Source organism: Priestia sp. VA7 (assembly GCF_055710015.1).
Window position 1 is genome coordinate 1 of record NZ_JBVQPN010000003.1, and the last position, 15586, is coordinate 15586.

General features: G+C 34.8%; 13 protein-coding genes and 1 pseudogene. 10 read left to right on the forward strand and 4 right to left on the reverse strand.

The window, feature by feature from the left end:
* The 3 genes from AC0C45_RS12355 to AC0C45_RS12365 form a co-directional block, all read left to right on the forward strand.
* Positions 1-875 (forward strand): FtsW/RodA/SpoVE family cell cycle protein (locus AC0C45_RS12355; RefSeq protein ID WP_472928167.1); only part of this gene is annotated, 875 nt, incomplete at its 5' end.
* A 784-nt stretch (positions 876-1659) separates the two neighbouring features.
* A complete protein-coding gene (locus AC0C45_RS12360) occupies positions 1660-2553 on the forward strand; it encodes an EamA family transporter (RefSeq protein WP_472928168.1) in 894 nt (297 codons plus the stop codon).
* 207 nt (positions 2554-2760) lie between these two features.
* Positions 2761-4185, forward strand: coding sequence for a spore germination protein (locus AC0C45_RS12365; protein WP_237892699.1), 1425 nt, complete (start codon positions 2761-2763; stop codon positions 4183-4185).
* A gap of 372 nt (positions 4186-4557) precedes the next feature.
* On the opposite strand, the gene AC0C45_RS12370 is transcribed toward AC0C45_RS12365, so the two are convergent.
* Both AC0C45_RS12370 and AC0C45_RS12375 read right to left on the reverse strand, forming a co-directional pair.
* A complete protein-coding gene (locus AC0C45_RS12370; RefSeq protein ID WP_237892698.1) occupies positions 4558-5466 on the reverse strand; it encodes a DMT family transporter in 909 nt (302 codons plus the stop codon).
* A gap of 848 nt (positions 5467-6314) precedes the next feature.
* The gene (locus AC0C45_RS12375; RefSeq protein ID WP_472928169.1) at positions 6315-7187 is read right to left on the reverse strand and encodes a LysR family transcriptional regulator; all 873 of its coding nucleotides are present in this window, start codon (positions 7185-7187) and stop codon (positions 6315-6317) included.
* Between the two features lie 125 nt (positions 7188-7312).
* Here AC0C45_RS12375 and AC0C45_RS12380 point away from each other — a divergent pair, with 125 nt between their 5' ends.
* From AC0C45_RS12380 to AC0C45_RS12405, 6 genes are all read left to right on the forward strand, one after another.
* Positions 7313-8422: a Gfo/Idh/MocA family protein gene (locus AC0C45_RS12380; protein WP_237892696.1), complete on the forward strand. Its 1110-nt coding sequence runs from the start codon at positions 7313-7315 to the stop codon at positions 8420-8422.
* A gap of 173 nt (positions 8423-8595) precedes the next feature.
* Positions 8596-9189 carry a YdeI/OmpD-associated family protein gene (locus AC0C45_RS12385; RefSeq protein WP_237892695.1) on the forward strand — a complete coding sequence of 198 codons (594 nt, stop codon included), beginning with the start codon at positions 8596-8598 and terminating at the stop codon, positions 9187-9189.
* A 139-nt stretch (positions 9190-9328) separates the two neighbouring features.
* Positions 9329-9700, forward strand: coding sequence for an iron chaperone (locus AC0C45_RS12390; protein ID WP_095378952.1), 372 nt, complete (start codon positions 9329-9331; stop codon positions 9698-9700).
* Positions 9701-9740: 40 nt separating this feature from the next.
* A complete protein-coding gene (locus AC0C45_RS12395; protein ID WP_047931321.1) occupies positions 9741-10448 on the forward strand; it encodes a DNA alkylation repair protein in 708 nt (235 codons plus the stop codon).
* A 162-nt stretch (positions 10449-10610) separates the two neighbouring features.
* Complete coding sequence (locus AC0C45_RS12400; protein ID WP_472928170.1) at positions 10611-10904, forward strand: RNA polymerase alpha subunit C-terminal domain-containing protein; 294 nt, start codon at positions 10611-10613, stop codon at positions 10902-10904.
* 116 nt (positions 10905-11020) lie between these two features.
* Positions 11021-11506: a tetratricopeptide repeat protein gene (locus AC0C45_RS12405; RefSeq protein ID WP_280168629.1), complete on the forward strand. Its 486-nt coding sequence runs from the start codon at positions 11021-11023 to the stop codon at positions 11504-11506.
* 263 nt (positions 11507-11769) lie between these two features.
* On the opposite strand, the gene AC0C45_RS12410 is transcribed toward AC0C45_RS12405, so the two are convergent.
* On the reverse strand, positions 11770-11958 hold the full coding sequence (locus tag AC0C45_RS12410) for a hypothetical protein (RefSeq protein WP_014458940.1): 189 nt from the start codon (positions 11956-11958) through the stop codon (positions 11770-11772).
* Positions 11959-12471: 513 nt separating this feature from the next.
* On the opposite strand from AC0C45_RS12410, the gene AC0C45_RS12415 reads away from it, so the two are divergent.
* On the forward strand, positions 12472-12699 hold the full coding sequence (locus AC0C45_RS12415) for a hypothetical protein (protein WP_280168628.1): 228 nt from the start codon (positions 12472-12474) through the stop codon (positions 12697-12699).
* Positions 12700-12979: 280 nt separating this feature from the next.
* Here AC0C45_RS12415 and AC0C45_RS12420 read toward each other — a convergent pair.
* Positions 12980-15513 (reverse strand): annotated as a pseudogene (locus AC0C45_RS12420) (NB-ARC domain-containing protein).
* Between the last annotated feature and the right edge of the window lie 73 nt (positions 15514-15586).

Below are 15586 nucleotides of genomic sequence, written 5' to 3' on the forward strand. Positions count from 1 at the left end.
GGCTTATACTGGGCCCTATTCGAATACAACCATTAGAATTTACGAAACTAACGATCATTGTATATTTATCGGCTGTTTTTGCAAATAAACAAGAGTATATCAATGATCTAAAACGCGCTATTATTCCGCCTATCCTTATTGTGTTGTTTATTTGTTTCTTAATTGCTTTACAACCTGATTATGGTGGGATTCTACTTATTTTAGGAACCGTTTTAGCTATTGTTTTATGTTCAGGCATTTCAATAAAATCAATGCTAAAGATTGCTTTACTCGGAGTTGTAGGTGTGGTCGTTATGCTAATCATTTTATTAGTAACAGGACAGATGGCTACCGTTTTTTCTCCTGTTCGTTTGTCTCGTTTTACTGGTTTTCTCCATCCTTTTGCGAATCAGCAAGGAGATGGTTACCAATTGGTTAACTCCTACCTAGCTATAGGAACTGGGGGACTAGCTGGTCAAGGGTTAGGACAAGGTATTCAAAAGGCTGGTTATCTACCTGAGTCTCATACAGATTTTATTATGGCAGTTATTGCTGAGGAATTAGGTTTTTGGGGAGTACTGCTTGTATTAGGGTTACTATTTTTTATTATCTTGCAAGGCCTAAAAATAGCAAGAAGATGCAGCGATCCTTTTGGTGCCTTATTAGCTATCGGTATTTCGGTCATGATTGGCATTCAAGCATTTGTTAACTTAGGAGCAGTAACTGGCCTTCTTCCTATCACAGGTGTAACGCTACCTTTTGTAAGTTATGGTGGTTCTTCTCTTACATTGCTTATGTTTGCTGTAGGAGTGTTGGCGAATATATCCATGTTTAATAAATTTGAAAAGAAATACAAACACAAAGTAACAGATCCAAGGGAACTAAAAAGCGTCTAATGATTCACTTGAATGACATTTCTATAAAAATTATTCAGGATAAAATAAAATTATAAACAAAAGACATTGGTTAAGAGCCAGTGTCTTTTGTTTATATAAGGAGGTTAAGTTTGTAGTATTGTTAAAGGAATTCAAAGGTCTATTAGAAATCTTTTTATGTATGATTCATATACTTGCCTAAAAATCTTTATTTAGAAGATAGAAATTATGCCCTTCGGAAAAACTGTAAGGCGCTATAAACCATCCATAGAAAACAGGCCAAAATCACTTGTTTTTCTAGGCAAAGAATAATTGTCCATAGGATCACTAAGATTAAAATAGGAATAGATAACTTTCTTATCATTCAGATCTTCCCTTTCCTCATTCTTTTCCTATCTATATTCATGAAAACGTAGTGGATTGCCTTTTTTGTGCAAAAAAAGACGCCTATTATGGCGCCTATATCCAACAAAATAGGTTAAAAAAGGGGAAAAGTGTTAACTCCAAGAATTAACATGATCTTATTTGGTCCTTACCCTTTTTGAAAGAAAAAAACAATTGATATACAGAGCTACTTTACAGAAAACGTATTATCGGAAATTATTGTTCTTCCATCGCCTCCTCTAAATTTCAGCTTGATACTTAGGAGTGGGAATTCTATAATATAAATTATTAAAATAACTAAAAGCTGTAAAAGTCTGTTTACAGCAGGTGGATTTTTTGTTTAAATTTATTCTTTTACTTTTCGCCACCCATCTTCTATAGGAGATGGGTGGCTTTATTGTGTTTTATGGAGGATTTTATAATGAAAATTTTGAACTATGCTTTACTTGTTTTTCTGGGTGGTTGTTCTTATGGAGTGGTATCAACGTTTGTTAAATTAGGGTACAGTGAGGGGTTTAGACTAAGTGAAGTGACAGGAAGTCAATACTTCTTTGGTGCTATTATGTTGTGGGCTATTGCAGCCTTTGTTCCAAAGAAACGTTTGAAAGGTAAACAATGGCTTACTTTGGCCATAGGAGGCATACCGATGGGACTAACGGGTATTTTTTACAATCAAGCACTTGGTTATATTAATGCCTCATTTGCCATCATTCTTCTACTGCAATTCACATGGATAAGTATGGTTTTGCAATATGTCTTTACGAAAGAAGCACCAAGTCGAAAAAGCTTCATCTCAACGATAATTATTCTTGTCGGTTCTGTCCTTGCTTCTGGATTTTTGCAAACTGGCATCATTTTTTCTTTTGCTGGAATAAGCTGGGGGATACTTGCTGCTGTCTCCTTTGCTTTCTTTATTTATATAAGTGGGAACACAACTATACCTGTGCATCCTATTTATAAAAGCGCTATTATGACAACCGGAGCGTCATTGCTTATATTTATTTCGTTACCACCAGTATTTCTTATAAACGATGCACTTACAGATGGGCTATTCATGTATGGTCTTCTTACTGGATTCTTTGGTTCACTTGTTCCACCTATTTTATTTAATATTGGCATGCCTAAAATAGGGGGAAGCTTAGGCACGATTCTAAGTACATCAGAGTTACCAACGGCCGTAATTATGTCTACACTTGTTCTCCACGAAACCGTCACCTTCCTTCAATGGATCGGTGTGATCATCATTCTAGGTGGAATTGCGTATCCAAACGTTCAGATTCATAAGAACACTCGTTTAATAAAGAAAAACGTGTAACATTTATACTTATTATTTCTATAATTGAAAAGTTAGTTTTCCAAACAATCTATTTTGGCAGGCTAACTTTTCTCCTTAATGATATATAATATTCCATTCTAGCTCATATTGGGTAGGAGCTTTATTTTCTTCGCGATTATATACACGGCATAATAATGATGGAATATGCACAAATTAATCAATAAAACTAATTTAAAGGTGAATATAATGTCTTCTTCATTAAATAAATCTTCTCAAAATATTTCCAAGAGAATTGAAAGACAATTTCAAATCACAAGCGATTTTGAGAAAAGGACCATTTTAAAAGATAAGATTACACTATTTTATTTAAATACAATTGTAGAGAAAGACCAAATACAAAAATATATTATTGAACCTTTACAGCAAGCATGGGAAACGGTTAATGAAGATAATCCATCTATCCAGCAAATAAAGACTATTGTTAATTCTGCTTCTCTGAAAGAAACTCAGTCAGTTGAAGAGATTCAAGATGCTTTGGTTAAAGGAAATACCTTTCTTCTTATAGAGGGAGAAACAAATGGATTGCTTATACCTACAACTAAATGGATAGAGCGAGGGTTAGAAGAAACATTAGGAGAACGGGCGATAAGAGGACCAGCAGTAGGTTTCACAGAAAACCTAACGACCAATATAAATATAATACGACGTATTATTCAGACACCCCAATTAATCATTGATACAAAGCCCTATGGCACACATTTAAAAACAGATATATCTATTATTTATATGAAACACTTGGTGGATCAATCTATTTTGCAAGAAGTACAGCATCGAATCTCTAAGATAGATGTAGACTACATACTAGCTTCAAGAATAGTCGAGGATGCTATTGAAGGAAAGCCTAAAACTTTTGTTAACCTTGTTATGACGAAAGAGCGTGTGGACACAACCACTTCATCTCTCTTAGAAGGAAAAGTGATTGTATTAGTAGATGGGTCTCCTTATTCAATCATAGCTCCGAGTTTATTTGTCGATTTCTTTCAATCCCCAGATGATTTTCATTTGAAGACTGGACGTTTGGTCAATCGATTTATTCGATATTTTGGCTTTATCAGTTCAATTCTTATCCCTGGTATTTATGTTGGTCTAGAAAAATTCCATAGTGATAGATACAGTCAAAAAATCCAAAAAGATTTATTTAACCATGGAGAATTATTACCTACGTTTTGGGAAATAGCCATTTTACTTATTTTATTTCGCATATTAATTGATATAGGCACACGTGCTCCAAAAGGAACGGTTATTATTGTCACATTGTTAGCAACTATTGTGATTGGTGAAATGTCTGTTTCAGCTAAACTTATCCATCCTGCAAGCCTCGTAGTAACAGGGCTGAGTGTGTATCTATCTACTTTAGTTATTTATCGAGGGCAAACTGGAATAGGTTCATTAAGATTTTTATATTTTTTTACTTGCTATTACTTTGATTTGCCAAGTATTATGCTTGTTTCAACTATTGTTATTCTATACCTTGTACAGTTAAAATCAGTAGGTGTACCATATTTGTCACCACTTATTCCCTTTAGGTGTGATGAATTTCAAGATATATTCGTCCGTGGAAATTTGCGCAAACTCCAAAGAAAATCTCATGAATTTCCAAATGTTGAGTAAACAAAATATAAGCTTTTAACGATTTGAACAAACTACACAAGATGCCTGGAGGCATTTGCCACTGTTCTTATTTGAATTACGTCGTTCTAAACAGAAAAAACTCCCTACCGCCTGTGGAGTTTTTTCTGTTTTTTAGCTTTGTCGGGTATACACGTGCAGTTACCATAATGTAAATACTTCGAAGCTACGAAGAGAATAAAAGCAATGACCAACATTTTGAATAAATGGGTAGGATGTATAATAAGCAAAGGGCTGCCTTTAAAACGGAATTCTAGAATTTCGTTTTAAATATATCATACTCTGTAGTCCTTCAGTTTCTTAACTCCTCTCTTAGAGATAACTTTAAAGACTCACATTATAAAATCTACTTACTTAATTTTGTTTATTGCTAACAAGAGTGGCATAGGGAGTTTTACCTTTTGATTTCCTAGATGAAAGATAAACGCCAGCAAAGATAATAAGTAGTCCAATGACTACGTTTGGAGTAATTGTCTCTCCCAGTAGTACATAACCCCATACCATGGCCGTGGCAGGGATTAGGTAAGTAACCGTCGCTGCTAATTCAGGGCCACCATTTTTATTGATATAAAAATAGATTAACTGACCCAATCCTGAGCCAAAACAGCCGAGACCCACAATTGCCAGAATCGGAAGTGGATGAATTAACAAATCAGATTTGAATGGTTCAGTAATCAACATCCCAATTAAACCGATGATAGCGCCTGTTAGTAAGGTGAAGGTTGTTATAGTTAGTACGCTCACCTCAGACAAAAACCGTTTTGTTAACTGCCCAGCAAGCCCATAGCAAATACAAGCAACAAGCATTGTTCCAATTCCAACAAACCCTCTTCCGAAAATCTGACCAAATTGAAAATCCATAAGGACGAGTATCCCGAAAAAACCGATAAGAATACCGATCCACTGACGTCGGGTAAGTCGATAAGAAAAAAGAATAAATCCGATAAGACCTGTCCAGATTGGAGTGGTTGCATTCAGAATGGAGGCAGTCGTACTGTTTATCTCAGTTTCGCTTAAGGAAATTAACCCCCAGGCTAAACCACAGTTAAATATACCAACAATAATCAACGCCTTCCAGGGCAGTTTCTCTTTAACTTCTCTACGCTTCCACCATAGAAACGGGAGCAAGATGATAGTACCTGCTAGACAACGAAAAAATACAATTCCCCATATACCAGCTGAGGGAAGCAGCCACTTCATAAATACAAAAGATAAACCCCAAATTAAACTAAGCCCAATTAAGGCTCCATACAATCGAAACATAATACACCTCCTTACTTCACTTATTATGGCAAATTTTGTTGATTATTTCATTCTGAAATTTTGCTTTTTAGAACATTTTCTCATGTTTTTTTGTTTTCGTTATCTTGATATCTTTCTCTAGGTATATAAGGTATTTCTTTTTTAATAATAAATTCGAAGCTATTCATAGGAATAATGTCAAATTTAGAGTTTTTATTGAAAAGAGAACGTTTGTTCTTGTATGATATAGAGAACGAATGTTCTTTTTTTGAAAGTTCTTTCGATCGATTATGAGTAGCTACCAAACAGGTTCATTACATGTATCGACATGCAGGCATTCCTTGCTTTATTTTTTCTATTAAATGCAAACGTTGAAGAAGAGGAGAAAATGAGCTTGTTGGAGGATGTTGTAATCAGCGTGAAAGAAGCCCATGCGTTTGCTAAAACGATTGTTTAAATTTGGCTTTCCCTTCAAGAACACCCAACTATACCATCATCTTAAAGAGAAAAGATAACCAATATATAAATTATATAAAATTAGTTTTCTAAGGAGAAATAACATTGAACTCTACACTCAATAATTCAGAAGATATAAAAAGGGAAGAAGGACAAAAGCAGCTGCTTGAAAAAAGTCTTCAAGCTCATAGAAATAAAAAATGGATAATCAACTTTACTTGTACTATATCTCTTCTTTTATATGAGGGAAGATTAAAAAAGAGCCAATCAAACATTGATTTACTCTTTTTTATAAATGGCTGCTAAGAATACGCTTTATGTAAAGCGAAAAAATCTTTCACTGTACCTATATAAAAAACAATGATAGCTAAGAAATCACAAAGAAGGTTACAGAAAAAACTATAACCTCAATATTAAACTTCTACTCTTCTAAAAGTGTCCCCGAGGAAGTTATTCAATTCAATAAACTGTTTTTCGATAGGGGTAAATTCATAATTTAGCCGGGGAATGAGATAAAAGTCAGTGTACCGATAAGGTGGTGGAACTTCTAAATAATTATGGATGTTATAACGGTTTGCGATACGCTTAGATATTAAGGAAATTCCCATGCCCATTAACGCAAATTGTACTAATGTTTCTGGATCGCTGACTTCGATCATGTCACCTTGTTCAATATGTAAGCTGGCGTAAATAGTATCTAATATTGTCATGTACAAACACTTATCTGAAAGTACCAGTATATTCTTTTGTCTTACATAGTCATCGAATGTCGTGTGTTGATCAATATCGCGACCAATGACAACCATTTCTTCTACGCCTACTTTTTTATATTTTATCTTTTGGTTGTTTAATGATCCAATTGTATAAGCTACATCGATTTGTCCAAGTAGAATTTGATTTTCAATATATTCGGTTGAACCCGTTTTTAATGTTACTGCTAGATCTGGATAGGTGTTGTAAAGTTTGTTTAAAGCGCTTGAGAATTGAGTGCCCCCAACTGATATCATGGTGCCGATGCGGAGTTTTTCATCTTGTTTCTTCATCTTATTTTCAGTTTCTTCCCAAAGAAGCAATATTTTTTTAAATTGGTGGTACAATTTTTCTCCTTGCTTGGTTAATTTAACGCCCTTTGAGTTTCTAATAAAGAGTTCTTGATTATAATAGCTTTCTATTTTCTTTATTTTGGCAGTCATATTAGATTGAAGATGGTTCAATTTTATTGCAGCCGCAGATATATTTTTTAATTCGGCCACTGAAACAAAAGCTTTCATATTTTCAATATCCATTCATATTCACCCTCCATCAAAAAAAGTGATATAGCTATCATATTTTAATATTTAAAATGGTGATTCATTTTAATTATACTTGATTAAAAGGTAATGTTTTCTACAAAATGTTGGAGGAATGTCTAATGAAGGAGAAATTAATAAAAGTAGGGATTATAGGGGGATCTTTAAATAATCAATGGGCGAGCAAAACACATATTCCAGTACTGAAAGAAAGCCCTTTTTATCGAATAACCGCAATTGGAACATCAAAAGCAGAAACCGCCAAGGAAAGTGCGAGAGTACTTAATGCTTGCCATAGCTTTACAGATTATAAGGGACTAGCGCAATCTAAAGATGTTGATTTAGTAGTAGTTAGTGTAAAAGTTCCGTTTCATTACGAAGCTTCAATTGCAGCAATAGAGGAAAAGAAACATATTTATTGCGAGTGGCCTTTAGGTGTAGATACTAAGCAAGCAATTAAACTGGCAAAGTTAGCGGATAAGGCGGACATTCACCATGCGATTGGGTTACAAGCAAGACAATCTCCCGAGGTGAATTATGTAAAGCAGGCTATTAACCAAGGGGAAATTGGAAGAATTATCTCCTGTACCATGCAGGTAGCGACACAAGGAAAGGGTGGAATAACAGATGAAGCAAACAGCTATATCTTAAAAAAAGAAAATGGAGCGAACCTTCTTACAATCAATGGTGGACACTCGCTTGATGTTCTGTGCTACATCTTAGGTGACTTTAAAGAGTTATCGTCGATAATGAATACGCATTATACAGAAGCTCTCATACAAGGAGCAGAAGTTACGGTGTCAAAGGATACAGCGGACCAAATCTTAATACAGGGAACACTCAACGGTAACATTTCAGCTGCTGTTCATATTCAAGGCGGAGTTTATCCTGCTTTTCAATTAGAGATTAGAGGAGAAAAAGGTGTTTTCCGCTTAACCCAGAATTCTTCATCCGGTCACGTACAATTTGGTAATCTCAAAGTAGAGAAGGTTAAGTATCCTACTTATTTATTAAGTACTGAAAGTGTGTATGTTGAAGAGATAAACGTATCTTCGGTAAAAGATAATCATCCAAAAGATTACGTTGAAAAGGCTTATAAGGTGTTGGCAAAAGATATATTTGAACATAAAAGTCAAATTCCAAACTTCCACGATGCTGTTAAACTTCATCAATTATTAGATGCGGTTCGAACATCTGCAGAGACTGGTGAAAGGGTAACGCTTGATAAATAAACGAAAGCCTCTTTCTTATAAAGTTAAAATATTTATGATTTTAATAACTATCAAGTCAGTTGAAGAAGGGCATTTCCTGCATTTGAAGAATAGTAACACCATTAAATGAATTGAAGGTTGACTGTATGATTGCGAGAGAGACAGATTAAAAAATTGAATAGGAGTGTTCCTTGATGACAAATAGTAAAATGCATCCTAAGGTCGATGAGTTTTTAAGTAAAGCTAAAAAGTGGAAAGAAGAATATGAGACGTTGAGAAAGATTGTTCTTGACTGTGAGTTGACCGAAGATTATAAATGGATGAACCCTTGTTACACGTTTGAGAAGAAAAACATTGTTTTAATACATGGATTCAAAGAATACTGTGCGCTGCTGTTTCCTAAAGGTGCTCTGTTACAAGATTCTCATAGTATTCTAATCCAACAAACGGAGAATGTACAAGGAGCGCGGCAAATTCGCTTTACCAATGTGCAAGAAATAGCTGAAAAGGAAGCCGTCTTAAAAGCTTATATTTATGAAGCTATTGAGGTGGAAAAAGCCGGATTAAAAGTCAAAGACAAAAAGCATGAAGAACTCATTATTCCTGAAGAGCTACAGCATAAATTTGAGGAAATACCTGCTCTAAAAGATGCTTTTACTACATTGACTCCAGGACGGCAAAGAGCATATATTCTTTATTTTTCTGCGGCCAAACAATCTAAGACTCGAGCATCAAGAGTTGAAAAATGCATTCCGAACATTCTTAATGGAAAAGGATTAAATGATTAGTACATTTTATTTAAAACATGGCTAATATAAATTGTTAATGTATTTGAGTTAAAAATGAAATAAGGTTAAGTGAACTGACTGATGTTCCATTTGTATAAAAGTAGAGTAGATTAAAAAAATTATTTGAGGAGAAAATGCTATGGAAGTTTTTGCAGAATATTTAGCGCGTATAGATAGCCCTGACCACCGTGATCGAACAGAGGAAGTTTTGGCTTGGATTGCTAATACTTTCCCGAATTTGGAACCACAAATCAAATGGAATACGCCAATGTTTACTGATCATGGAACATTCATCATCGGCTTTGCCTCAGCGAAACATCATTTGAGCGTTTCACCTGAAGAAATAGGGATTGCGCACTTTAATGATGACATTGCCCAGGCTGGATACAGCGCTACCAAAGGCCTGTTTCGAATTCTATGGACTGAGCCAGTAAACTATGAATTACTTAAAAAAATAATTGAGTTTAATATGTTAGATAAGAAAGACTGTTCAACTTTTTGGCGGAAATAAAAAGCAGATTATGAACGGAGAAGAAGGAGGGTACAGAACGATGGATTTTGAAATGGTTATGAAAGAACTAGAAGCGCTTGGTACGGAACGAATTAAAAAGACTTACATAAACAATGGTGCACACGATCCGCTTTTTGGAGTGGCAACAGGAAAAATGAAGCCGATTGCAAAGAAAATCAAGAAAAACCAGGCTTTAGCTGAGCAGCTTTACGCTTCTGGCAATTACGATGCTATGTATTTTGCTGGTATCATTGCAGACCCAACAGAGATGACTGCTGAGGATTTTGAGCGTTGGATTGATAAAGCGTATTTTTACATGCTATCCGATTATGTAGTTGCAGTAACTTTGTCAGAAACCGATTTAGCGCAAGTTGTTGCTGATAGATGGGTGGCAAGCGGTGAAGAACTTAAAATGTCGGCAGGTTGGAGTTGTTACTGCTGGCTTTTAGGTAATCGTCCTGACGATGAATTTAGCACAAGCAAGATTGCCGATATGCTTAATCAAGTGGAAAACACGATTCACGATTCTCCAGATCGAGCGAAATCGGCTATGAATAATTTTATCTATACAGTCGGTGTTTCATATTTGCCACTTCATGAAAAGGCCCTTGCAACGGCAAAGACAGTAGGTCCAGTCGAAGTTAAGAAGGATAAGAAAAAAAGTAGTATTCTTCTTGCTTCCGAAAACATTCAAAAGGATATAGATCGAGGACGGCTTGGTTTCAAACGCAAACATGTAAGGTGTTAGCATAATTTGTAATGGAGCTGCACTACCTGAAATGAGACTAACAAGCATTCAATGATAATTAGCTTACTATACGCATGATGTTCTGTTTCTCCATAAACCATCCATTGAAGAAGTGGCAGGGGATAAAAGCTAAAAAATTCTTGAGCAAAGGAAAAATCAAAAATGAAAACCCAAAAGGACAACCTAAGAATCTGTCATAAAGGACACAAATATTATAAAAGCAGCAGCTGTCCGACCTGCCCAACCTGTGAGCAAGAACGCAAACCTGACAATGGATTTCTCTCCTTGCTATCAGCACCAGCAAGACGAGCATTGGAAAACAACGGAATAACTACTTTGCAGCAGGTATCAAAATTTAGTGAAAAAGAGATATTACAATTTCATGGTATGGGGCCGGCTTCTTTACCTAAACTTAGAACAGCTTTGCAGGCCAATGGATTAGCCTTTAAAAATTAAACAGATAGTTAAAGCAAGAAATAGATCTGGATAAAGTGTCCGAATACGCTGAATTTCTGGATATGGAAGGATGTTAAGAGATAAGTAGTGGAAAAAAGAAGGGTTGGAGATTTAAGTTGAATAACAAATTAGATAAAGCATTAGCGTTACGAAAGAATGGAAATCACAAAGAATCTAACGAATTGCTAAGTGAATTAGTTAAGGAATTTCCAGACGATGATTTATATAACTATCAATGTGCTTGGAGCTTCGACATATTAGGAGAAGAAGAAAAGGCAGTGCCCTTTTACGAAAATGCCATAAAGATAGGGTTACCTTCTAAGGATATGGAAGGTGCAGTATTGGGGTTGGGCAGCACATATAGAGCATTAGGGGAATATGAAAAATCAAAAGAGACATTTTTAAAAGGGATGGAATTATTCCCAGATAATCATGTAATTAAAGTTTTTTATTCCATGACCTTGTACAATTTAAAAGAACATAGCAAAGCGATGGAACTGATACTGCAATGCTTAATAAATACGACAAATGACAATGAAATACTAAGTTATAAAAAAGCCTTACATTTCTATTCAGATAAACTGGATCAGACTTGGAAGTAGCTTATAAAATTCGTTGAATATAAGTTCCTTTCCTGAAACGAGGAGAGGACTTTTTTTGAAACAATACTGGCAGACTTCCTTTGATAAAATGACTTTTAAAATGATAGATTGTGAAGAAATACATTTAAACTATAGGAGGCTTTGTTGGATAAGAAAGCCCTTACATATTATATATGTCTAATATGTAAGGACCCTTATAAGAATCAAGTTTGAAATAGGAGATCTTTTCTTTTAATCTTGCGGTTTTTGTTTTGTTGAAGTACTTATGTTTGTACCACTCTATCTTTACTAAACTCTTCTTCAATTAGCTTATCCATTAGAAAATGATAAAAAACGTGATAATTCGTTTTAGTTAGTTTGTCCAGTTCCTGGTGAGTGATGATATTATGTTGGATTAGTAAACCTATAGCAGCTGATATACAATTTACTTTTAAATCTTCTTCCCCTAACATATAAATCACCTTCCCTTATTTACTAAGTAACCCATTCTATATAATAGGCATACTTAAGACACGGACTGATGTAAGCTCTTTTCTCAAATTATGGCTCTCGTGCTGATAGAAAATGATCATAAAATTTTCTCAACACTTTTTGATGTATACTGTTATCTTTATATACTGAGCTTCCTTTTCCTGCAAAAAAACTAAACGATTTAAATTTTCCCTTATTTTGGAATGTTGTATTTGTTTTTAACAGTTAGAGAAGCTTTTGAGTGCTCAGTATGCATCTGAATGTCAACACCAAGAACTTATGAACACCATCCGAGGAAAGTGAATAATGGAATTTATTTTAATTGGTTCTTATTATTTAGCTTATGTAAATGTGAAATAAATGTGGTTTTCCTGTAAGTGAAAAAGGGGATTTTAACCATGCTATATAAACCTCCTTGTAGGTAATTATTAAATTATATAGGGGAATTTACATTTCAATAAAATACTGTTATTACAAGTTAGTGAGGTAGAAGTATGGAAGAAAACAATATTAAAAATTTAAAATCCGAAATTATAAAAAAGCATGAGGTATTATTTGCAAAGAGATTGGAACTTGAGAGTGAAGCAAGCCGTTTGATGCTAGAAATTAATTTATTAGATGCACAGAATACTCTTGATAAAGTAAGTCAGTTAAACCAACAGATAGATGATATAACCTCTGAAATGGATTATTTGAAACAAGCCCTTGAAGCCATTAATTAAGCTATATATATCAAAAAAGTGTAACTAATTCTATAAGTATGACCACGAGCAAATTTAAGAGGTATTCAAGCAACTCAAATTTTTCAGATGCAACTAGTGGAGAAACCAGAGTAATTTTAACATAATCCTTTTATATAGATGTAATTGCGTTAGTCTAATAAAAGCCAAATAGAAAAGAGTGATCAACTTGGAAGAAATAAGAGGCCAGATAAATTTCAACCTAATTGAAGCACTACATTCAAACAAACAGCCACTTGTTTCATACAAGTGGCTGTTTTACTTAATTCTCTCTAATATTATGTTTAATAACTTCATTGAATTCTTCTACTTCTTTTCGAATACTAATGGTTGGTCCCCAAGAATCGATAAGGTTTATAGCTTCTTGGATAGAATGTAATGCCTCTATATTCTCTCCTTTTCGTAATAGCAATTGGGCCATCCCGTAGTGATAGTATATTAATTCAATTTGGTTGGCTTTGTCTTTCTGATAAAGAAGGCTATTAAAGCATTTTTCTGCTTCCTCAAGCATATCACAAATGACATAAGCTACACCTAAATTAAAGTAAGCTTCAATGGTCTTTTCTCCTCCATATATTAAACTGATTTCATTAGCTTCTTCATATAATCGGATTGCTGCTCCATAATTTTTATAGACCATACATAGATCACCTCGCACTAATGAAATTCTATGTTGAATCACCGGTGTAGTGAAGATCTCCCTAACTTCTTCAAGAATACATTCTGCTTTGTTAGGATTATTTTTCTTCAACAAGAGCCTTGCTTTTAAGGCAAGTCCCCAAGCTTTCAAATCGTAAACATCAGACCTGTCTGAGCTTAACTGATCTAGTGTCTTTAGACCGGAATCTATTTGTAGTAGGGAACCATCTAGGTTATTGACCTCCATCAATGCCCAACCCAATGTATCAATTCTAAAAAATGCCTCATAGGTATGTTTTCTAAGTTGTTTTGCATAATCAGCTGCTATTTTTCCATATTTAATCCTTAATGGTAAATTAATTCGACTTAGAAAATGGCTTATGCGAAATACCAGTTCAATCAAAAGCTCTTTTTGATCGGATTCGTTTGCCCATTTTATAACCTTGAGTATATTTGGCCATTCTTTCTTAATTTCCTCTAAATCACGACCAAGCAAATAACTCCAATAAATCGAATCCGGAAGATCCCGTTTTAAATAGTTGTCTAAATAGTGGATATAGTATTGGCTCCAACGCTTACGTGCTACATTTTCAAATTGTTTATCTTCTAACAATCGTTGTTCACCATATGTTACTACGGTTTGATGACCTAGATAATGGATTTTTCCTTCTATACGTTCTCCTTGGATAAGCGCAAATAATTTCATTTGATCAACAGCAAAATGGAATTTTCGAGCGTCTAGTCCAGCCGCTGTTGCCCAACTTTTCTCGTCAGGAGGTTTGCTGAAAAAGCATAACACTTTCCAAAGATGTAAAGTATCTTCATTACATTTCTCCCATGTGCGTCCGAAAAGAAAATCAAATAATTCCAACAGTGAGTAACCGGCTTTTCCTAGTTCCTGAATAAGTTGCTGAGCAGGAATGTCATCATCTGCAATGTAAGCTATACTAAGAGCGATAGCTTTAGGATTTCCAGCAGTAGCTGAAATGAGTTGTTCACGAGTTTCAAGAGGGCTATTTAATAACTGTTTCATTTGTTCTTGTTTATTCGATGAATTAGACATTTTCATATGTTGTTTTACTTCGTAAGAAAGATAGTTAAGAGCATCGTCCTTTTCCAGTCCCTTTAGTTGAATGGTTATTATATCTCTAAAGTTGTTTCTATATTTTTGCTGTAGATTCTCGCGAGATGTGAGTAATACTTTAACGCCTTGTGGAAGATTAGTAATAAATTCATAAATTTCACTTTCAGCTGTATCGATGCTATCAATCACAAGTAATACAGGTTTTTCTTTTGCATAATTAGCTAATGCATTGCGAACCACAAAACGTTTCTCGTCAATGGATCGGTTGATTTGCTCTATCCGTCCAAGTTGGTAAGCAATTGTATTTAGAAAATCACTAAAGGTTAGTCCCTTCCAGTCAGCACTAAACCATACTATAGAATTGAGGTTTGGCCAATCCATCTCAAGGCTTTCTGTTTCCCTATAATTCTTCTGAATACACGCATATGCTACTTCAAGAGCAAGAGTTGTTTTCCAATACCAGCCCATCCGGAAATTAAACATAATGGAGAAGGGGAAGTTACCCACTGACGAATTGCCTCCAGGTCAAAGTGTCTTCCAATAAAAACTCCTGACCAGCGTGCTGGTAAGTTATGTATTGTAAAATGTTCCTTTGGAGTAGCAGCTTCAGTCTGAAGTTTATTATGAAATATTTTTTTTACTACTTCCTCAATATCTTTATTAAGGGGTGCACCAAATGAGTTGTCTGCCCCTAATATTTTTGCCTTTTCCAGACATGAAGATACCCAAGCTGGTAAAGCAGGTTTAAGAGTGGGTATAGAAGTTGTTTCCATCAGCTTTGAGAACCAACTGATATCTATATCCGTTTTTTTTAATATTATCCATATGATGCCGAAGAGCTTTCCATCGTCAATACGACCAGGAATATATTTTAATCCCATCTGACCTATCCAACTTTTAATTGTATTGGGAGATACACCTAGTTCATTTGCGATATTAGCTATATAAGATTGTCCTAGTGAGCTATCTTCGCCTTTTTTCCTTTTAATCTTATAATCAGGGTGAAGTTTTAGTTCTTTAACACCCAAAGATAACAGTTCTGCAAATGTTTCCCGATCTTCAATTTCAGCCATGAGAATCTTACACCTCCTATTAGCTTTATTTTAACGCTATATCTTTGTATGTATATAAAAAGAAAAGTACAGT